16 protein-coding genes are annotated in these 19426 nt (G+C 70.0%); 8 read left to right on the forward strand and 8 right to left on the reverse strand.

Annotated features, from left to right (window positions below):
- Positions 1–11 precede the first annotated feature (11 nt).
- From ABZX37_RS03960 to trmB, 4 genes are all read left to right on the forward strand, one after another.
- Positions 12–920, forward strand: coding sequence for an ATP-binding cassette domain-containing protein (locus ABZX37_RS03960; protein WP_354735744.1), 909 nt, complete (start codon positions 12–14; stop codon positions 918–920).
- Positions 917–1660 (forward strand): hypothetical protein, encoded by a 744-nt coding sequence (locus ABZX37_RS03965; RefSeq protein WP_354735746.1) that lies wholly within the window; start codon positions 917–919, stop codon positions 1658–1660. The genes ABZX37_RS03960 and ABZX37_RS03965 overlap by 4 nt, the downstream gene beginning before the upstream one ends.
- Positions 1661–1878: 218 nt before the next feature.
- Positions 1879–2373, forward strand: a complete 495-nt coding sequence (locus ABZX37_RS03970) for a hypothetical protein (protein WP_354736201.1) — start codon at positions 1879–1881, stop codon at positions 2371–2373.
- Between the two features lie 20 nt (positions 2374–2393).
- The gene (gene trmB, locus ABZX37_RS03975; protein ID WP_354735748.1) at positions 2394–3101 is read left to right on the forward strand and encodes a tRNA (guanosine(46)-N7)-methyltransferase TrmB; all 708 of its coding nucleotides are present in this window, start codon (positions 2394–2396) and stop codon (positions 3099–3101) included.
- A 588-nt stretch (positions 3102–3689) separates the two neighbouring features.
- On the opposite strand, the gene ABZX37_RS03980 is transcribed toward trmB, so the two are convergent.
- Together ABZX37_RS03980 and ABZX37_RS03985 are read right to left on the reverse strand one after the other, a co-directional pair.
- Positions 3690–5960 (reverse strand): FtsX-like permease family protein, encoded by a 2271-nt coding sequence (locus tag ABZX37_RS03980; protein WP_354735750.1) that lies wholly within the window; start codon positions 5958–5960, stop codon positions 3690–3692.
- Complete coding sequence (locus ABZX37_RS03985) at positions 5957–6652, reverse strand: ABC transporter ATP-binding protein (protein WP_037809043.1); 696 nt, start codon at positions 6650–6652, stop codon at positions 5957–5959. Before ABZX37_RS03985 ends, ABZX37_RS03980 begins: the two co-directional genes overlap by 4 nt.
- Positions 6653–6839: 187 nt before the next feature.
- Here ABZX37_RS03985 and ABZX37_RS03990 point away from each other — a divergent pair, with 187 nt between their 5' ends.
- From ABZX37_RS03990 to ABZX37_RS04000, 3 genes are read left to right on the forward strand one after another with little or no spacing between them, the layout of a single operon-like run.
- Positions 6840–8642, forward strand: coding sequence for a histidine kinase (locus ABZX37_RS03990; RefSeq protein WP_354735752.1), 1803 nt, complete (start codon positions 6840–6842; stop codon positions 8640–8642).
- Positions 8639–9292: a response regulator transcription factor gene (locus ABZX37_RS03995; protein WP_354735754.1), complete on the forward strand. Its 654-nt coding sequence runs from the start codon at positions 8639–8641 to the stop codon at positions 9290–9292. The genes ABZX37_RS03990 and ABZX37_RS03995 overlap by 4 nt, the downstream gene beginning before the upstream one ends.
- A gap of 30 nt (positions 9293–9322) precedes the next feature.
- On the forward strand, positions 9323–10630 hold the full coding sequence (locus tag ABZX37_RS04000; RefSeq protein WP_354735756.1) for an amidohydrolase: 1308 nt from the start codon (positions 9323–9325) through the stop codon (positions 10628–10630).
- A 60-nt stretch (positions 10631–10690) separates the two neighbouring features.
- Here the strand turns inward: ABZX37_RS04000 and ABZX37_RS04005 are convergent, their stop codons facing one another.
- The 6 genes from ABZX37_RS04005 to ABZX37_RS04030 form a co-directional block, all read right to left on the reverse strand.
- A complete protein-coding gene (locus ABZX37_RS04005) occupies positions 10691–11368 on the reverse strand; it encodes an SDR family oxidoreductase (protein ID WP_354735758.1) in 678 nt (225 codons plus the stop codon).
- A 52-nt stretch (positions 11369–11420) separates the two neighbouring features.
- Positions 11421–13106, reverse strand: coding sequence for a hypothetical protein (locus ABZX37_RS04010; RefSeq protein WP_354735759.1), 1686 nt, complete (start codon positions 13104–13106; stop codon positions 11421–11423).
- A gap of 141 nt (positions 13107–13247) precedes the next feature.
- The gene (locus ABZX37_RS04015; protein WP_354735761.1) at positions 13248–14627 is read right to left on the reverse strand and encodes an SdrD B-like domain-containing protein; all 1380 of its coding nucleotides are present in this window, start codon (positions 14625–14627) and stop codon (positions 13248–13250) included.
- A 54-nt stretch (positions 14628–14681) separates the two neighbouring features.
- The gene (locus ABZX37_RS04020) at positions 14682–16763 is read right to left on the reverse strand and encodes a PhoX family phosphatase (protein ID WP_354735763.1); all 2082 of its coding nucleotides are present in this window, start codon (positions 16761–16763) and stop codon (positions 14682–14684) included.
- Positions 16764–16923: 160 nt separating this feature from the next.
- Entirely contained in the window at positions 16924–18144 is a 1221-nt protein-coding gene (locus ABZX37_RS04025) for an MFS transporter (protein WP_354735764.1), read from the reverse strand.
- A complete protein-coding gene (locus ABZX37_RS04030) occupies positions 18141–18626 on the reverse strand; it encodes a MarR family transcriptional regulator (protein WP_354735766.1) in 486 nt (161 codons plus the stop codon). Before ABZX37_RS04030 ends, ABZX37_RS04025 begins: the two co-directional genes overlap by 4 nt.
- Positions 18627–18711: 85 nt before the next feature.
- On the opposite strand from ABZX37_RS04030, the gene ABZX37_RS04035 reads away from it, so the two are divergent.
- On the forward strand, positions 18712–19350 hold the full coding sequence (locus ABZX37_RS04035) for an HAD family phosphatase (protein WP_354735768.1): 639 nt from the start codon (positions 18712–18714) through the stop codon (positions 19348–19350).
- Positions 19351–19426: the final 76 nt, after the last annotated feature.

The raw sequence follows: 19426 nt of genomic DNA on the forward strand, positions 1-19426 counted from the left end.
AGGGGGACGGCGTGCTCCAAGCGACTGGACTCACCAAGTCCTATGGCGACACCGTCGCGGTGCGGGACCTGACGTTCACCGCGGAAGCCGGTCGCGTCACCGGGTTCCTCGGCCCGAACGGGGCGGGCAAATCCACCACGATGCGGCTGCTGCTCGGGCTCGACGCGCCCACCGCAGGCACCGCGCACATCGAGGGAAAGCCGTACCGGCAGCTGTCCGATCCGCTGCGCACGGTCGGCGCGCTGCTCGACGCGACGTGGCGGCATCCGGGCCGCACCGCCCGCCAGCACCTGCGGTTCCTCGCCGCGACGAACGGGCTGCCGGACCGGCGCGCCGACGAGGTGCTGGATCTCGTCGGGCTGTCGGCGGTGGCTCGCAAGCGGGCGGGCACGTTCTCGCTCGGCATGCTGCAGCGGCTCGGGATCGCGAGCGCGCTGCTCGGCGACCCGCGCGTGCTGTTGTTCGACGAACCGGTGAACGGCCTCGATCCCGAAGGCGTGCACTGGGTGCGCCAGCTGCTGCACGGGCTCGCCGCGGAAGGCCGCACGGTGTTCGTGTCGAGCCACCTGCTGCCGGAGATGGAGCAGACCGCGCAGGATCTCGTGGTGATCGGCCGCGGCCAGCTCATCTATCAGGGCACCATGGCCGATTTCGTGGCCCGCGCCGGTTCGCGCGGGGTCCGGGTGCGCACGCCGCACGCCGACGCGCTGCGGAAAGCGCTCACCGAAGCACGCGCGGTTTTCACCGAGGATTCCGGTGCGTTCCTTGTGTCCGAAATGGACAGTGACGCGATCGGCGAACTCGCCTACGCCGCGCGCGCCACGCTGCACGAGCTGAGCCCGCTGGCCGGTTCGCTCGAACACGCCTACCTCGAATTGACCGGCCAGGCGGCCGAATTCACCAGTGGAGGTGCGCGGTGAATCTGCTGCGGGCGGAACGGATCAAGCTTTTCAGCACTCGCGCGCCGTGGTGGTGCGCGCTGATCGCGGTGGCCGCGCCGATCGCGTTCACCGCGTTGTTCCTCGGGCTTTCCGGGGCGGAAATCACCGCGGACGTGAGCAACACCCAGCTCGCCACGAGCACCGGCCGCACGGTCGCGCTGGTGCTGGCGGTGCTCGCCGCGACTGCGGACTTCAGCTGGGGCACGCTGCGGTTGACTTTCCAAGCGGTGCCGACGCGGACGCCCGCGCTGCTCGCCAAGGGCGCCGTGGTGTTCGCGGCCTGCGCGGTGCTGGGCCTGCTCGCCGGCGTCGGCTCGTGGGGAATGGCGCACCTCGTGCGGCCGGACGCGGACCTCGGCCTGCACTCCGGAGCGGACTGGCGGATCGTGTTCGGCCAGATCCTGACCTTCGCGCTGGCCGGCCTGCTCGGGGTCGGCGTCGGTCTGCTGCTGCGCAGTTCCGCGCTGACGCTGGCGATCGTGCTCGTGTGGACGCAGCTGGTCGAGGGCCTGGTGCTGCTGATTCCCAAGATCGGCAGCGATCTCTACCAGTGGATGCCGTTCTACGCCGCTTCGCAGTTCGCCGGTGGCGATTTCGCCAGGACGACGCTGAAACTGTCACCCCCTTTCGGGCCGTGGGGTTATCTCGCGTATTTCGCGGCGATCAGCGTGGTGTTGTTCGTCGCGGGCGTGGCGACCGCGAATCGGCGGGACGCCTGACCTGCACGTGCACATTCCCGATTGCGCGGCGGGCAATCGGATTAAATTCACGTAAACCGGTGTGGCTTCTCTCACAGGGAGCGGACATACTGTCGGAAAACCACGGATATTCAACGCGGAGCCCCGTCTCAGCTCTCCGGAGGTGAACCGTGACGGTGGACGTTGATCAGGAATTCGTTTCCCGCGACGCTGCGGTACCGACCCCCCGGCTCGAGCCGATGCTGGACCTCGAATGGTCCCAGGCGATCGAACTGCCCCGGTTCGCGCTGCCCGCGACCCGGCCCGCCGAACTGCGCCAGGCGTGGGTGCACCGCGCCCCCGAGGACGCGGTGCTCGGGCTGTACCGGCGGGTGAGCGGAACCGACGAAACGCTGCCCGCGCCCTGGTGGTTGCGCGCGGTCGCGAGCGGGCGGCTCGAATCGCGCGAACTCGGCTTCCGCATCGAGGATCGGGTGGCGCAGCTGCTCGGCAAGCGGATGGGCTGGGAGTTCGTGCCGTGGGCGGCCGACGGCGAATCCGGGTACTGGGAATTCATGCCGTCCGAACGCGGCAAGTCCGGTCATTCCATCCCGACGACCGTGCTGAACACCGACCGGCACGACGGCTGGATCGACGTGCTGCCCGCGCATTCCGCCCGCGCCCCGGAGCCGGTGGCGGTCGCCGGACTGGCCGGACTGCGCTCCCGGCTCGGGGAGTTCGAAGCGGTCCGCTGACCCGCCCGTATGTTGTCCGGGTGGAAAACGAGGACCAGCCACGGCTGCGCAGCGTGGTCAGCTACGTCAAACGCGGCGGACGGATGACCGTCGGCCAGCAGCGAGCCTGGGAAGAACACTGGCCGCGACTCGGCCGGACGGTGTCGGAGCTGCCTTCCGGGCCGGTCGACTTCACCGCATGGTTCGGCAGGGAAGCGCCGGTCATGCTGGAGATCGGCTCCGGAATGGGCGAGACGACCTCGCAGCTGGCCGCCGCCGCGCCGGAGCTGAACTATGTCGCCGCCGAGGTGTACGACCCCGGGCTCGGGCAGTTGATGCTGCGCGCGGAGAAGCTCGGCGTGACGAACCTGAGGCTGATGCACGGTGACGCGGTGGTCCTGCTGACGTCGCACGTCGAGCCCGGCACGCTGTCCGGCGTGCGGTTGTTCTTCCCGGACCCGTGGCCGAAGAAGCGCCACCACAAGCGGCGGATCGTGCAGCCGGAGTTCGTGGCGTTGATCGCTTCGCGGCTCGCGCCGGGTGGGACGTTCCACATGGCGACGGACTGGGAGCACTACGCGGAGCAGATGCTCGAGGTGTGCTCGGCGGAGCCTGCGCTGCGGAACCGGTATGCGGATGAGCCTGGTGGCTGGGCACCGCGGCCGGAATGGCGGCCGGTGACGAAGTTCGAGCAACGGGCGGACCGGGAGGGGCGGGTTTCGCACGACTTGATCTTCGAGAAGCGCTGATCTTGGGCTTGACCTCGGGCTTGAGCGCCACAGTGGCATTGGGTGCGTGAGATGCACCCAATGTGGCGTTCGGTGCGTTGAGCGCACCCAACGTGGCATTGGGGGCAGGTTGGCCGAGCAGCCAGGGCTGGTGGAGTGAGCCGCGTTGGCGAATGGAGTGGGCCGCGTTGGCGAAGCGAGCGAGATCGGCGAAGCAGACCAGGCTGACGAAGCAGCGAAGCGGGCCACGCTGGGCGAAGGAGCGAAGCAGGCGAGGCGGGCCGCGTCGGCGATGAAGCCGGGGCTGGGTGAAAAGCTGCGCGGCTCGCGAAGCAGCCGGAGCTAGCAAGGCTGGTGTAGTCGGCGAAGCGAGCGGCGCTGACGAAGCAGCGAAGCAACCGAAGCTGGCGTAGTCGGCGAAGCGAGCAGTACTGACGAAGCAGCGAAGCAACCTAAGCAGCCGAAGCTCGCGTAGTCGGGCGAAGCGAGCAGTACTGACCAAGCGAGCGAAGTGACGAAGGGCCGTCACCGGGTTCCCATCCCCGGCAACGGCCCTTCGTTTCCTTCACCCCCGGTGCCGCCCCTCCCCCGACGAGGGGCGGCCGCCAGCTATTCGTCGGCCAGTGGTTCCGCCTGGACCCGCTTCAGTGCGGGCGTGCAGACCGACGCGCCGAGCAGTGCGACCCCGATTCCGAGCACCACCGGTGCGGCGATCCACGGGCTGAACACGACCGACCCCCGTTCCATCGTTGCCATGAACAGTCCGAGGCCAACCACGACGCCGGTCACGCCTGCGCCGATGGTCGCCACCAACGCGGGCAGCGCGGCTTCCATCCGCAACGCCCGGGAAAGCACTCGCACCGGTGTGCCCGCTGCCATGAGGGCGCCGAACGTCCGGCGACGGTCCATGACCGAGCCTGCGGTCGCGACGGCGGCGCTGCAGCCGGCGAGGATGCCTGCCGCGATCAGGCCGATCACGGTGACCCGGCGCAGGTCGCTGAGCTGCACTTGCTGTCCGTAGAGGTGCTGCTCGCGGCTGCCGATTTCCTCCCCGACCGCGTTGGGCACCAGCGCCGTCCGCACGATCTCGCGGTTCGCTTCGGCGGTCGGCACGACCAGGGTGACCTGGCTCGGTTTGACGCCGGCCGGCACCGCGGACGGGTCGATCACGTATTCGCCGAAGCTGTTGTGCTTCTCCGGGTGAAACGTGCCTGTCTTGACCGCGCCGAGCGGGGTGCCGGCGCTGTCCTCGCCGCCGAACCGCGCGACTCGCAGGTTGCTCGTGTCCAGCTGGTACGGCGTGTACAGCCCGACCCCGGGCTTGCAGTCCTGCTCGCTGATCCCGAGCCGGGTCAGCTTCGCGGCGTCGGCGCAGGTCATGACGTATGCGCGCTGCATCGACCGGTAATCCCCTTGGCCCTGCATCACGTAGACGCTGGCCACAGGGACGACGCGTTCGGAAAGTCCGGCCTTCGCGAGCGTCGCGTTGGTCCGCTCGGTCGCCTCGGGGGCCCGGTTCGCGGTGACGTCGACGTATAGCGCCGAGTCCACATACTGACGTCCGCCGCCAGCGAGGGATTCGATCGACGGCAGCAGGGTGAGCGCCATCGATCCGGTGAACACCGCGAGCACGATCCCGGCCGAGGCTCGGTAAGAACCCTTCGGGTCATTGCGCAGCCGGCGTCCGGCCAGCAGCGACGACGGCCGCCGCCAGGCCCGCACGAACGTGCCGCCGACCGCTGAGGTCACCCAAGGTCCGACCACCATCGCCGAACCGACCACCAGCAACAGGCCGAACAGCACCAGGTTGCTGCTGCCGCCGCCCCGCGCGCCGAAAACGGTGTAGAAGAAGAACAATCCGGCCGCGGGCAGCGCGAGCAACCGCCACCAGCGCAACGGTTTCACGGTGTGCCCGCCGCTCGCGAACAGCGGCGTGCGCACCACTCGCCGCAGGCCGAGCACCCCGGCGAGCACGACAAGCACCGGGACCAGCAGCACGGCGAGCACGGTCAGCCCGACCGGCAGCGCGAAGTCCGACGCCAGCCAGGTCCCGCCGTCCCACGGCACGAAGGTGGCCAAGCCGCGCAGCGCCGGGCTCAGCAGCAGGCCGAGCAGTGCGCCGACGCCCGCGGACAACCCGGTTTCGGCGGCGACCATCGCGGTCACCTGGCCGGGAGTCGCACCGGCCAAGCGGATCGCGGCGAGCCGTTGTTCGCGGCGGGCGGCGGTGAGCCGGGCCGACGACGCGACCAGCACCAGGCTCGGCACGAGCAGCACGATGATGCCGACCCAGGACAACACCGTCAGCAGGCCGTCCGGATGTCCCTGTCCCCCGGGGAAGGCCGCGGCCGGGAAAGCGTCCTGGCCCGGCTGGTCCTTGTGCCCGTACGGACGCATCTCCTGCGTGCTGTGCCCGACGAGCGCGACGAGCTGTTCCGGATACCGCAGCGCCTCGTCGCCGAACGCCGCGACGGGCTTGCCGAAGCGGTTCCCCAGCTGGTCGGCCGGGGTGGCGTTGAGCAGCTTCCCGAGCGCGGGCGACACGATCGTCTCGCCGGGGCCGGGCAGCTGCGGGATGCCCGGGGGCAGTCGCAGCGAATCGGTCGGGCCAGTGACCGCGATGTCGACGCGGGCGACCTGCTTGCCGTCGAAGTAGTCCTTGGAGGAGTTGACGAGGAGCGCGTTCTGCTGGCCGGAGTCGTAGCGGCCGCTGCTCTGCCACAGCGCCCGCTGCTCGCGCGCCTGCGTGGCGTACGGCAGCGTCGCCAGCAGCAGGACGAGCCCGGTCGCGACGGCGACGCCGACCGCGGTGAGGATCGCCGAGGTGCGGGTCCGCCGGTCGCCGCGCAGCACCCGGAGGGCGAGCTGGAACGGGTTCATGCCGCGAGCCTCGTCGCGATCAGGCCGTCGCGGATCGCCACGGTGCGCGGCATCGATTCGGCGAGTTCCCGGTCGTGGGTCACCACGAGCACCGCGGCGCCGGACGCCTGCGCTGCGGCCAGCAGCGCGTCCATCGTCTCGCGGCCGGTGCGGGTGTCGAGGGCGCCAGTCGGCTCGTCGGCGAAGATCACCTTCGGCCGGTGAGTGAGCGCGCGGGCGATCGCCACGCGCTGTGCCTCGCCGCCGGAAAGCTCACCGGGACGGCGGGCTTCCTTGCCGGCCAGCCCGAGTTTGCCGAGCCATTCCCGCGCCGCCGCGATAGCTTCGCCACGAGTTCCGCCGGCCAGCAGCGACGGAAGTGCGACATTCTCTTCCGCGGTCAGCTCGGACACGAGCATTCCGGACTGGAAGACGAAACCGAATTCGGTGCGCCGCAGTTCGCTGCGCCGCTTTTCGCCGAACTGGTCGATCCGCTGTCCCTGCAACCAGATCTCGCCGCTGTCGGCACGCAGGATGCCCGCCAGCACGTGCAGCAACGAGGTTTTGCCGGATCCGGACGGGCCGACGATGGCGATCGCTTCCCCCGGCTGGACGTCGATGTCGATTCCGGCCAGCGCGTGCTGCTGCCCGTAGCGCTTCACCAGCCCGCGCCCCGACAACACCGGTCCGGCGCTCCACTGTGGATTCGTCATCCGCCAGCTCTCTCCCTGTATCCGTCATTCGTCTTCGGCTGCGACGGAAAGCAGCTTCGCGGATTCGAGCGGGTGTCCACTTCGGGCAGACGGCCGGTACCCGCGGGCCCGCCATCGGCCGATCGGCCGATGGCGACGAACCACGTGGCCAAGGTGCGCACGGGCGCGAATCATCTACCGTCACGGTGTGCCGCACTCCCCGCCGTCGAAAACGCTTGTCGCGCGGGCGACCGAATTCGCCCGCCGCCTCGACATGTCCGTGCTCGTGTTGCTCGCCGCGCTGGCGTTCGACCTCGCGTTCGTGACCAACGCGGCGCTCGACAACACCGGCCCGCGATTCGTCGACCTGGGCCTGTTCCCCGGCATTTTCGCGATGGCGGCGTGCGCGCTCTTCGCCCGCAAACGCGCGGCGGTCGCGGGGGTACTCGGCGCGCTGACGCTGATGTTCTGCACCTTCGTCATCCGCTACCTGAACATCCCGGCCTACTCCAGCGTGCTGGCGAACCTGAGCATCACCGAGGTCGTGGCCGGCGTCGAGATGGTCTACTTCCTCGCCCGCCGGGCCCGGCCCGGAGTCGCGTTCGCGGTGATCAGCGCGCTGGTGCTGGGCGCGCTCACCGCGGTGTTCGGCCGCGAATACAACAGCCGGATCTACGCCAGCAGCATCGCGCAGTCGTTGCTCTTCGGGTTCCTCTGCCTCTTCGCGGCGGTGGTCACCGGCGTGCTCGGCCGTCCGCGCCGCCAACGGGACCCGGCGACGGTGGAACGCCTGCGAAACATGCACCGGTTCACCGAGCTGGTGCGCGGGCAATGGCCGTTGATCGGCATGCTCAGCATCGGCGTGCTGGTCGAATTCGGCTACACCTACGAAAGCGGCAGCCGCGGGTTCCCGTTGCTGGCCTGCTCGATCGGCGCCGCCGCGGTGACCGCGCTGTCGCCGCGCCGTCCGCGCGACGCGATCCTGGTGGTGGCCGGGATCCTGCTGCTGTCCGCTCTCGCGACGCCGTTCCTGCATCCCAGCCACAGCTACCAGCTGCTGGCAGGCATCCCGCCGACCCAGATCGTGGCCGGCTTCGGCGTGGTCGTGAACGTGGTGCGGGCGGTGCCGCTCGCCCGGGCCTGGCCGCGGATCGTGGTGCTGTCCGGCGTGGTCGGCATCGGCGCGATCCTGAACTTCAGCCAGTACAGCATGGGACGGCTGATCAGCGATCCGCTGTCGCTCGGGATGCTCGCCACCGTCGCGGTCCTGCTGCTCGGCATCGCCATCGCGATCGGCCTCTACCTGCGGTCTCGCGATTCCGAGCGCGCGCAGGTGGTGAAATCGGCGGTCACCGACGCGCAGACGTCCGAGCGGATGGCGCTGGCCAGGGAGCTGCACGACGTCGTCGCGCACCACGTGACCGGGATCGTCGTGCAGGCGCAGGCCGCGCGGATGATGGGGGAGAAGAACCCGGAGCTCGCGCTGGAGGCGATGGGCCGGATCGAGAACGCGGGCGTCGAGGCGCTCGCCGCGATGCGCCGCCTGGTCCGCAGCATGCGCGGCGACGCACAGGCCGGCTCGGGCGAGTTCAACGAGCAGGCCACCACCGACCTGGCCGCCGACCTGCACCGGCTCGTCGAGGCGGGCAACCACGGCGTGCCGACGAAACTGGAGCTCAACCTTCCGCGGGACCTGCCGCACGAGGTCGGCCGGTCGGCGCTGCGGCTGGTCCAGGAGTCGCTCACGAACGTCGGCAAGCACGCCTCGGACGCCACCGAGGCGCTCGCGCTGGCCGAGGTCGTCAACGGCGAACTGCACTTGCGGGTGACCGACAACGGCAGCGGGCAGACTCATCGTCCGGCGGGCGGGTCGGGCGGATACGGTCTGGTCGGCATGCGCGAACGCGTCGCGCTGCTGCACGGCAGGCTTTCGGCAGGCCGCGAGCCGAATGGCGGCTGGCGGGTCGAGGCGTGGCTGCCGCTCGAGGCGAACGGGGAGACAGACGGGTGATCCGGGTACTGATCGCGGACGACCAGGAAATGGTGCGGATGGGCTTCCGCATGATCCTGGACGCCCAGGACGACATCGAGGTGGTCGCGGACGTGCCGGACGGGATCTCCGCGGTCTCGAAGGCGCGCGAACTGCGCCCGGACGTCTGCCTGCTGGACATCCGCATGCCGGGGCTCGACGGGCTGGAGGTCACCCGGCAGCTGGCCGGGCCGGACGTCGCCGACCCGCTGAAGGTCGTCGTGGTCACCACCTTCGACCTCGACGAATACGTGCACACCGCGCTGCGCAACGGCGCGAGCGGCTTCCTGCTCAAGGACGCCGGTCCCGCGCTGCTGATCGAAGCGGTGCGCGCGGCCGAGCGCGGCGACGCGCTGGTGTCGCCGCAGATCACCGTGCGGCTGCTGAAGCATTTCGACGGCGGCACCATCGCCAAGCGCGAGGCCCCAGCGCCGTCGGAACCGCTGACCGCGCGCGAGATGGACGTGGTGAAGGCCGCTGCCCGCGGGCTCACCAATACCGAAATCGGCGCGGAGCTGTTCCTGTCGCTGTCGACGGTCAAGACGCATTTGGCTTCGGTGCAGGGCAAAGTCGGCGCGCGTAACCGAGTGGAAATCGCAGCTTGGGCTTGGCGTAGCGGCGTAGTGGATTAACCGCTACTGGCACGCCCGTACTATCTCGTTATGTCGCGTCGATTCCATGCCCCGGTAGTTCTGCCCGCCGACCCGTCCTGCTCGCTGCTCCGCGACGCCGTCGTGGATGTCGACGACGAGGGCCGGATTTCGTTCGTCGGACCGGCTTCCAGTGCGCCGGAGTTCGCCGGCGAGGAGACCCGGCTGACCGGAATCCTGTTGCCCGGCTTGGTGAACTCGCACGCGCACAGCCCGATGACGCTGCTGCGCGGGATGGGCGGCGACCTGCCGCTGCTGCGCTGGCTGCGCGAGATCATCTGGCCGACCGAGGCGAAGCTGAAACCGACCGACGTGCGCACCGGCATGCTGCTCGGGTCGGTCGAAATGCTCCGGCACGGCGTGACGACCAGCGCGGAAATGTATTTCGAAGGCGAGCAGCTCGTCGACGCGGTGCTCACGACCGGCGGCCGGGTACTCGTCGCGCCGCCGGTGATCGAGCTGCCCGGGCTGGACTGGCGCGCGACGCTGGCGGCGATCGACCGCTGGATCGACGCCGACGGGCTGCGGTTCGGTCCCGGGGAGCGGATCGAGCTGGGTTACGGGCCGCATTCGGCGTACATGCTGAACCCGGACGGGCTGCGCGCGACCGCGGAATCCGCGGCCGCGCGGGGTGCGCTGGTGCAGATTCACGTTGCCGAGGCAGCGGCGGAGGATCTGGAGCAGCGCAAGGAGTTCGGGTCGGTGCCGCAGCTGCTGGATTCGCTCGGCATGTTCAACGGGCGGACGCTCGCCGCGCACTCGATCCACCTGTCGGACGAGGACATCGCGATCTTCGCCGCTCGCGGGGTCGGGATGGCGCACTGCCCCGGCTCGAACGCGAAGCTGGCTTCCGGCATCGCGCGGATCAAGGACTTGCGCGCGGCAGGCGTCGCGATCGGGCTCGGCACCGACGGTCCGGCCTCGAACGACGACATCGACCTGTGGGAAGAGCTGCAGTTGACGGCGATGTTGGCGCGGTTGGCCAACGATGATTCGACCGTGGTGACCGCGAAGGACGTGTTCCTGATGGCCACCCGCGGCGGCGCCGAAGCGCTCGGCCGCCACGACCTCGGCGTGCTGGAGCCGGGCCGCTGGGCCGACCTGGTGCACGTCGACCTCGACGACCCGGCCTTCGCCGCCGGTCTGGACGTGCCGGACGAGCAGTTGCTGGCGAACCTCGTGTGGGCAGCCGGTTCGCGCCGGGTGCGGGACGTGTGGGTCGCCGGGGAGCAGGTTGTCGCCGACGCCGAACCGACGCGGGTCGACCGTCGCGAGATCCAGGCGTCGGTGGCCGACACCGCCGCCCGGCTGCGCGCCTGACGCTGTCCGTGAGGGGAACCCTGAGGGAATCAGAGTCCGTCAGGGTTCCCCTCACGTACCTCAGCGGGGGCGGACCTGGATTTCGGTGAAGTGGGCTTCCGGGGTGGCGGTCACGGCGGTGACCACGGCCGTCGCCACGGAATCCGGGCGCAGGTACTTGTCGGCTTCGTAGTCGCCGCCCTCTTGGGCGCGGGCCTCGCGTTGCATGTCGGTGTCAGTGCGGCCGGGGAAGATCGACGTCACGCGCAGGTCTGGTTCTTCCGCTCGAAGTGAGTCAGTGAAGGCGCGAACCGCGAACTTGCTTGCGGCGTAAGGACCCCAGCCCGGACGAGCGGTGTAACCGGCACCGGAGTTGATCACGACCACGTGGCCGTTCGCGTTGCGGAGTGCGGGGAGCAGCAGGCGGGTCAGTTCGGCGACGGCGACGACGTTGACCTCGAGGTTCGTGCGCCAGACGGAGGCCGGAGAGTCGGCGACGGTGCCGATTTTGCCGACTCCCGCGGAGTGGACCAGCACGTCCAGGCGGTCGATCTTGCTGGCGGCGGCTTCCAACGACGCGGCATCGGTGAGGTCGACCTGCCAGGGCTCGGCACCGGGGAGTTCCTCGGCCACCTTCGCGAGGGCGTCGGTGTCGCGACCGCCCAGGAGGAGGCGGTGCGTCGGGGACAGCTGGTGCGCGATGGCCGCGCCGATGCCCCGGGAGGCACCGGTGATCAGGGCGAGCGGGAGGTCGGTCATACCGGCCACGGTAGGCGTCCGCGGCTGATTCGCCAGTTCGGGGAGTCGTCGATCACTTCGCCGGGGCACAGGAGGCCGCGGCCAGCGGGTCGCGGGCAAAGCGGATTTCCGTCCGGTGCGGTGCGCCGGTGAAATTGTCGATAAACCGACTCCAGGTGAGCGGCTCGCGGGTCGAAGCGAGCACCTCCCGGACGTCGGGGCAGCGCAGCGCCTGGCGGGCGGCGTCGATCTCGGTGGGCTGGAACATCCGGATCTCGCCGTCGGTGGCGTAGTCGCCGTATCCGGCCTCGGCGACCTCCCATGCCCCGACCAGCCATTTCGAGTGCCCGGGGCGGCCGTTCGGGATGGCCGACGAGTGCGCGGCGAGATCGCTCGCCAGGCCGTAGCCGTCGTGGATGCGGACGTCCGGGGACACGACGTTGCTGATCGCGCCCATGCTGTCGGCCGCCATGGTCACGTACGGCCGGGTGGTCGGGAAGCGGAACCACTTCTTCACGTCGCCGTAGCTGTAGACGACCACCGCTGGCTGCTTCGTCCCTTCCACCGCTTCGACCGCACGACGGGTGACGTCCTGGCCTAGGTAATCCGTTGCCAGCACCGGGTGTTCGTGGCCGGTCGCCCACGACCAGTACCCGCGCTCGTCGGTGACGCTCACCGCCTGATGCGCGTTCTCGTACGGCACTCGCAGCCAGCCGCCCGCGACTACCGCCCATGCGGCGACCCCGGCGGCGAGCGCGATTGTCTTCTGGGTCAACGGGATCGCCATCACCGGAAGCAGCAGCACGAACAACGCGGGCAGCAGCATCCGGCCGTGCATGAAATCGCCGCCGACGCGCACGACGTACAGGGCGAGCAAAAGCGCGCCCGCCAACGGAGTCAGCAGCAAGATCCGCGACCGGCGCGTCAGGATCGCGGCGATCACGAGCAGCAGCAACGGAATCCACAGGACGTACGGGCTGATCAGGTCAGTCAGGTACGCGAAGCCGCGCGGCCAGTCGCTGTTGGCCGCTTCCTTGGCGAGCGCGGTGTTCGGCGTGAGGAGACCGTAGTAGCCCATCCGGAATGCCTGATAGGCCAACGGGATCGCGATGCCCGCACCGAGCCAGCCCAGTGCGGCAAGCCACCGCGGGCGGAGCAGCAGGACGAGTGCGATGAAGCCGATCACGCTGAACAGCGCCAGATCCGGACGGACGAGCGGGCCCAGTCCGAGCACGATCGAGGTGGCGATGGGCGTCTTGCCGCGTACCAGCAGCCACCAACTCAGTCCTAGCCACAGGAACACCAGGCCGGTTTCGAGCCCGGAGGTGGCGAAGTCCCGGAACGGCGGGAGCGCGCACACGATCAGCGCGCCGGCGGGGGCGACCGGTCCGGAGTAGAGGCGACGGGCGCCGTCCAGGCCGAAAAACAGGCCGCCGACCGCGCACAGCAGGCCGGTACTCACCGCGACCCATTCCAGCGGCGGGCCGGGGATCGTGCCGACTCCGGCGAGAAGCCAGGTCCACAACGGACTCGTGCTCGCCTCGACGCGCTCGTCGACGTTGAACACCGGCCCGTTCCCGGCGAGGATCTGCCGGACGGTGCGGAGCACGAGCAACCCGTCGTCGCTCATCCACCGGCGCTGCCAGGCCAGCACCGTGTACAGCACGAGGACCGCTCCGGTGGCGGCCCACGTCCAGGTCATCGGCCGGCGGTACCACGGGGTCGGGTCGTCCGGCGGCGCGCCGGCGGCCGCGGTCATGATTGGTCCAGACCTCCCCGAGACGTGGTGTGCAGCCACAGTCTCGCATCCGGCCGGACGTGACGCTCAGTGGTCGCCGCGAATGTCCGTGAAGGACTCCTTGAAGGAATCAGATTCCCTCAAGGAGTCCTTCACAGACCGCTAGCGGGCGGGCGCGGCGGAGGCGGTGGGTGAGGGCGGGACAGTCGGAGCGGGCGGAGCCAGGCCGATGTCCAGGTCCATCCGCTCGCGGTCCTTGCCGCCGAGGGTGAACGGCGAGGTGCAGCCGGTCGCCGGGTCGACAGCCGAGTCCAGGCCCGGTGCGCCCGCGCCGCGCTGGGTCACGGTGAGGCCGTCCGGCAACTGCGAGACGTCGAAGCACACCTGGTAGGTGCCGTCCTTGCGCTGATCGAACAGATAACTGCCGTCGGCGTTCGTGCGCGTGGTGGCGACTGTGCCGCCCGCGCCGTCCTTGAGCGTCACCGGCAGGTCCGGGAAGCCGGGCTCGTCGTCGTCCTGCATGCCGTTGCGGTTCAGGTCTTTCCACGCGCGGTCGCCGATCTTGCCGACCGCCGGCTGCGGCGTGACGGTGACCGTCGCGGTCGCCTTCTGCTCGGCGAGCGGCCCGCCCGGAGCGGTGGCGGTGACCTTCGCGGTGTTGACGTGGCCGTTGTCGTCCTCGGTCAGATTCGGGTGATCGCAGGTGAGTTCGCGTGCCGCGCTGGCGGCGAGATCGAACGCGCCGGGAAGGCCGGCGCACCACGGGTCCTTCACCAGCAACCCGGTGAGCGGCTGGGAACCGGTGTTGGAGACGGAGATGCGGAAGTGCGCGGCATCGCCGGCCGGGATGGCAGCCGACGGGCCCCACGTTCCGTCCGCCGGATTCCGCACCTCCATCTTCACCGTGAACGCGGCGAGACCCACGTGCACGCAATCCCACAGCACCCAGTTGTGGTTGGTGCTGGCGAAGAACGAGACCGCCGCGGTGTCGTCCGGCGCGGTGACCGGCGGCACCTCCTGCTGCGCGAGCTTGCCGTCGGACGCGATGTCGTGCGTGACCGCGAGCGGTTTCTCCACCAGCACCCGGCCGGCGCTGTCGGCGAAGCGCAGCCCGGTGGTCGCGCTCGCGTGCGAACCGAGGCCGGATTGCGCCGTGCCCGTCCACACCGACAGCGAATATTGCCCGCCGGGCACCGCTTTCACCTGCTGGACGGCCGAGCTGACCCGGCCGTCCGGCGTCTGGATCTGGGCGTTGACGTGCCCGTCGACCGCGTGCGCGGTGCTGGTGACCAGCTTCGGCACCCGGTCGGCCGGGGTGCTGCGCGGAATCGGTGCGGCGGGGCTGAACAGGTACCCCCGCGGCGGCCCGCCGGGCGAACCGGCGTCCTCCACGCTCGGATTGGCCGCGATGCCGCCGCAATCCGGGGCCCCCTCGGCGGGAGCCGACCCGGGAGTGACGACGGCGAGCGCGCCGACCAGCATCGCAGTGCCCGCCGCCGCGCCCGCCGTACGTCCGATCGCGACTTTCCTTGCCCGCCTCACGCGGTGAAGCTAGACCCAGGAAGGCCGATCGGCGGTGAGAAACACCCCAAAGTGTTACTTGCGGCCGATCCGGCCGGGCAGTCCGAAGGCCCCCTTCTTCCACACGGACACGATCGCCGGCCGCGGCTGGGAGCTGCCGCCGTCCGGCCAGTGCGAGGTCGGGTTCGCCGAACTCGGCGCGTCCTCGCCCGGATGCTGCACCGCGACGAGCACGAGGTTTTCGGTGACGACCGGACCGCACGTCTCGGCGCCGACCGGCACGGACAGGAACTGCTTCACGTGCCCGCGCTCGGGGCCGGTCACCGGAACCGAGAAGAGGCCGTCGTTCGCGCCGAGGGTGTTGCCGTCGGTCGAGATCCACAGGTTGCCGTGCGGGTCGAAAGCCACGTTGTCCGGGCACGAGATCGGGCTGACCTGGTCCTTCGGGAACCCGCCGAAGTAGGTGTCGGCCGTGGCCGGGTCGCCGCAGACGAGCAGCAATCGCCAGGAGAACCGGGTCGCGGCGCTGTCGCCGCGGTCCTCGTCCCATTCGAGGATGTGCCCGTTTTTGTTGCGGGTGCGCGGGTTCGCCTCGTCCGGGGCCGCCTTGCCCGCGGCGCCGCGGTCGGAGTTGTTGGTGAGCGCGGCGTAGATCCGGCCGTTGACCGGGTTCGGCTCGATGTCCTCCGGACGGTCCATTTTGGTCGCCCCGGCGCGGTCGGCGGCCTGGCGGGTGAACACGTAGACCTCCTCCGCGGTGAATCCGTCCACAAAGGACTTGTCGCCGCTGGCGAGGGGAATCCACTCGCCGGTCCCGTCGAACTCGCCGTCGGCGGGCAGCTTGCCGGAGCCGTCGATCTCGCCGGGGCTGTTGCCGGAGAACTTGGCGACGTAGAGGGTTCCGTCGTCCAGCAGCGCCGAGTTGTGCCGCCGGGCAAGCGCGGAACCGCCCTTCTTGTACTTGCCCTTCGAGACGAACTTGTAGATGTACTCGAACCGCTCGTCGTCGCCGGAGTACACCGCGACCCGGCCGTCCGCGGTGATCTTGACGTTCGCCGCCTCGTGCTTGAACCGGCCGAGCGCGGTGTGCTTCACCGGCGTCGAATGCGGGTCGTTCGGGTCGATTTCCACGACCCAGCCGAACCGGTTGGGCTCGTTGGGTTCCCGGGAGACGTCCCAGCGCTTGTCGAACCGCTCCCACTTGCGCGTGCTCTCGCCCGTGCCGACCGCGTACCGCTTGAGCCGCGCGGCCTCCGCCGGATCGGAAACCTTGTCCGCGTGGGCGAAGTACTGGTGGAAGTTCTCTTCGCCGGACAGCACCGTGCCCCACGGCGTCACACCGCCGGAGCAGTTGTTCTGCGTGCCGCGCACGCGCTTGCCGGACGGGTCGGCTGACGTCTTGAGGTACTTCGAACCGGCCGCCGGACCGCGCACCTCGAAGATCGTGTCGAGGGTGATCCGCCGGTTCAGCGGGCTCGGCACGGTGCGCAGCGCGCCGCCGATGGGGTCGCGAAGCGTCTGCAGCACCGACAATCCGTGTGCCGCCCAGGCGATCTTCACCTGTTCTTCGGTGGGATTGGCCGGGTCGTACTGGTCGGCCGGGAACAGGTGCACCTCGGTGGTGTACTCGTGGTTGACCACCAGCAGATTGCGCAGGCCGAGCGGATCCTGCGGGATCAGGCCGACGAAGTCGTTGTTGTAGCCGAACTGCTTGGCCTGCGCGGCCGCGGTCTGCTTGCGGAAATCGAACTTCGGCGCGCCGGGGACCACCGGGTCGCCCCAGCGGATCACCACGTGCTGGGCGTAGCCGTCGGGGATGCTGACGACGTCGAGTTTGTTCGGCGGCACCGGCGTGAAGTCCGTGCCGGGCACCGCGCGGCCCTTCGCCAGCGGAGCCGGGGCCTGGGCCGGGGTGGCCGCCGCAGCAGTGCCGGACAGCGCGGCGAACCCGCCCGCAGCCGCGGCCATCACCGCACCGGCCTTGAACACGCCTCGCCGCGAAACGCCCTTGGCGATGTCGCCGAAGTACTCGTTGCCGGTCGGGTTCGGGGCCTCGTGCGCGCAGGCGTTGCCGCAGCGGTACTCGCAGGTGATCGGTGACCGTCCGCCGGAATGCGCGGTGAACAAGGGCAGCAGTCGTCCGGGCTCCAGGGACACGGGGCCTCCAGGGTCGCTTCTCGGTGGGAACCCGGCGACCGTATGCGGCGAAAACCCCCTGAAACGGACTAAAAGGTTAACGGCGGATGTATTCGGCGAAAGACGGCGATCGCCCCCGAACAGACAGTCCGGGGGCGATCGCCGAGTGTCGCGGAGCGGCTCAGAACTCCTCGTCGCCGACGAGCGCGGCCTCCTTCGGCACGGTGTGCGGGTCGGCCTTCTTCTCCCGCTGCGACAGCAGGACGGCGGCGATCACGCAGAGCACGGCGGCGACCAGGAACGGACCCTGCTCCCAGCCCATCCACTCGGCGATGTGGCCGACGAGCGTGGCCGCGACCGCGCCGCCGAACCAGCGGCAGAAGTTGTACCCGGCGCTCGCGACCGGCCGCGGCGCGTCGCTGATCGACATCGCGGTACCGGTGAACAGCGTGTTCAGCAGTCCGGAAACCAGACCGGACACGATGATCCCGACGACCACCACCGGCTTGCTCGGGATGGCCAGCACCAGCATCAGCACGGTGTAGCCGGTCACCGCCAGCGCGGCCGCGTGCCGTTCGCCGAAGCGGGCGGCCATCTTCGGCGCGAGCACCACGCCGGCGATCGCGACGCACAGGCCCCAGCCGCAGAAGATCAGGCCGACGGCGATGGCGTTCCAGCCGAGCACGAACGGGGACCAGGCGAGCACCGCGAAGAACGCGGCGGTGTAGAGCGCCGAGGCGATCGACGTCCGCAGCAGACCGGGGTGCTTGAGCGCGCGGATCGGGTCGAGCAGCTTGATCGGTTGGCGTTTCTCGGCCGAGTCGCTCTGCAGGAAGATCGAGCACAGCACCAGCGCGGCGATCATCAGCACGGCGGTGCCGAGGAACGGACCGCGCCACGAGATCGTGCCCAGCAGCGCGCCGAGCAGCGGACCGACGGCGAGCCCAACCCCCAGCGCGGCCTCGTAGAGCAGGATCGCGCCGGATTGGCCACCGGTCGCCGCGCCGACGATCACCGACAGCGCGGTGGCGATGAAGAAGGCGTTGCCAAGCCCCCACACCGCGCGCAGGCCGACGAGCTGTTCGATCGAACCGGCCGCGGCGCACAGCGCGGTCGCGGCGACGATCAGCGTCAGCCCGACCAGCACGGTCCGCTTGGCTCCGAACCGCGCGGACATCGCGCCGGTGAAGAGCATCGCGATCACCTGCACGCCGAGATACGACGTGAACAGCAGCGTGACCTGGGACGGCGAGGCGTTCAGGCCCTTGGCGATGGACAGCAGGATCGGGTCGACGAGGCCGATGCCCATGAACGCGATGACCGCGGCGAACGCGGTGATCCACACCTGTTTGGGCTGGCCCTTGACCGCGTCCAGCAGGCTCGAGTGGTGCTCAGCGCTCATCGCGGATCAGTTCCTCCTTCGGACGTTACGGCGAGTTCCGCGGCGGGGTCGTCACGGTGGAAGTCGGCGATCAGCTTGGTGAGCGCGGGAAGCGCGGCGTCGATGGCGGCGCGCTCGGCCGGGTCGAGACGGTCGAGCCGCGCCCGCAGCTCCGCCTCCCGGCCGGCGATCATCTCGGCGTAGAACCGCTCGCCTTCCGGCGTGGCCTCCACGAGCACGGCGCGCCCGTCCTCCGGGTCGGGACGGCGGGTCACCATGCCGAGCCGCTCGAGCCTGCGGACGACGTCGGTCATCGACGGCATCCGCACGCGTTCGAGGCGGGACAGCCGGCTCATCCGGCTCGGCCCCCGGCCGACCAGCTCCGACAGCACCGACCCCTGGGTCAGGGTCAGCAGCTGCGCGGATTCGCGGCGCACCAGGTAGTAGAGCCGGAACACCACCGGCCGCAGCCGCCGGGCCAGATCGCCCCTCGAGGAAGTCACTTAGCTAGGCTAACAAAAATTAGTTAGGGTAGCGAAGTAATTCGGCTCACAAGGTGGTCCAGGCCAGGACCCCTAGGCTGGTCCGGTGGATGCGGTGATCTTCGACCTCGACGGCGTACTGGTGGACTCCGAGACGACGTGGGACGAGGTGCGCCGCTCCGTAGTAGCCGAGCACGGCGGGACCTGGCGGCCGGAGGCGACGCGCGCGCAACAGGGGATGAGCACGCCGGAATGGGCGCGCTACCTGGTGGAAACCCTGGGCGCGCGGCTCACCCCGGACGAGATCGCCCGGATCGTGATCGACGAGATGGCCGCCCGCTACGCCGACCGCCCGCCGGTGATCGACGGCGCCGACCAGGTCGTCCGCGAGATCTCCCGGCACTGGCCGGTCGCGATCGCCAGCTCGTCGCCGCCGGTGCTGATCCACTCGTTCCTGACCGCGTGCGACCTGACATCGCTGGTCCCGGTGGCGGTGTCGAGCGAGGAAGTGGCCGCGGGCAAGCCGGAACCGGACGTCTACCTGCGCGCGGCGATGCTGCTGAACGTCGAAGCTTCGCGGTGCGCTGCCGTGGAGGACTCGACGAACGGCCTGCTCGCGGCGTTCGCGGCGGACATGACGGTATTCGCGGTGCCGAACCCGCACTTCCCGCCGGACCCGGAGGCGCTGCGCGACGCCACGGTGCTGCCGAATCTGGCCGCACTGCCCGCCGCGCTCAGTGAGTGACACAGCCCACAGCGCCAAATAACCCCAAATCGGTCGCTGCCGGTATCCGCCCGGTCGCACAGTGCCATCCTGAACG

The sequence above is a fragment of the Amycolatopsis sp. NPDC004079 genome (assembly GCF_040610415.1).
GTDB lineage: Bacteria > Actinomycetota > Actinomycetes > Mycobacteriales > Pseudonocardiaceae > Amycolatopsis > Amycolatopsis halotolerans.

Coding starts and splice junctions, on each gene's coding strand:
- ABZX37_RS03970 (WP_354736201.1), top strand. CDS start 1,879: ATGCTGGACCTCGAATGGTCCCAGGCGATCGAACTGCCCCGGTTCGCG.
- ABZX37_RS03980 (WP_354735750.1), bottom strand. CDS start 5,960: ATGAACCCGTTCCAGCTCGCCCTCCGGGTGCTGCGCGGCGACCGGCGG.
- ABZX37_RS03985 (WP_037809043.1), bottom strand. CDS start 6,652: ATGACGAATCCACAGTGGAGCGCCGGACCGGTGTTGTCGGGGCGCGGG.
- ABZX37_RS04000 (WP_354735756.1), top strand. CDS start 9,323: ATGTCGCGTCGATTCCATGCCCCGGTAGTTCTGCCCGCCGACCCGTCC.
- ABZX37_RS04005 (WP_354735758.1), bottom strand. CDS start 11,368: ATGACCGACCTCCCGCTCGCCCTGATCACCGGTGCCTCCCGGGGCATC.
- ABZX37_RS04010 (WP_354735759.1), bottom strand. CDS start 13,106: ATGACCGCGGCCGCCGGCGCGCCGCCGGACGACCCGACCCCGTGGTAC.
- ABZX37_RS04025 (WP_354735764.1), bottom strand. CDS start 18,144: ATGAGCGCTGAGCACCACTCGAGCCTGCTGGACGCGGTCAAGGGCCAG.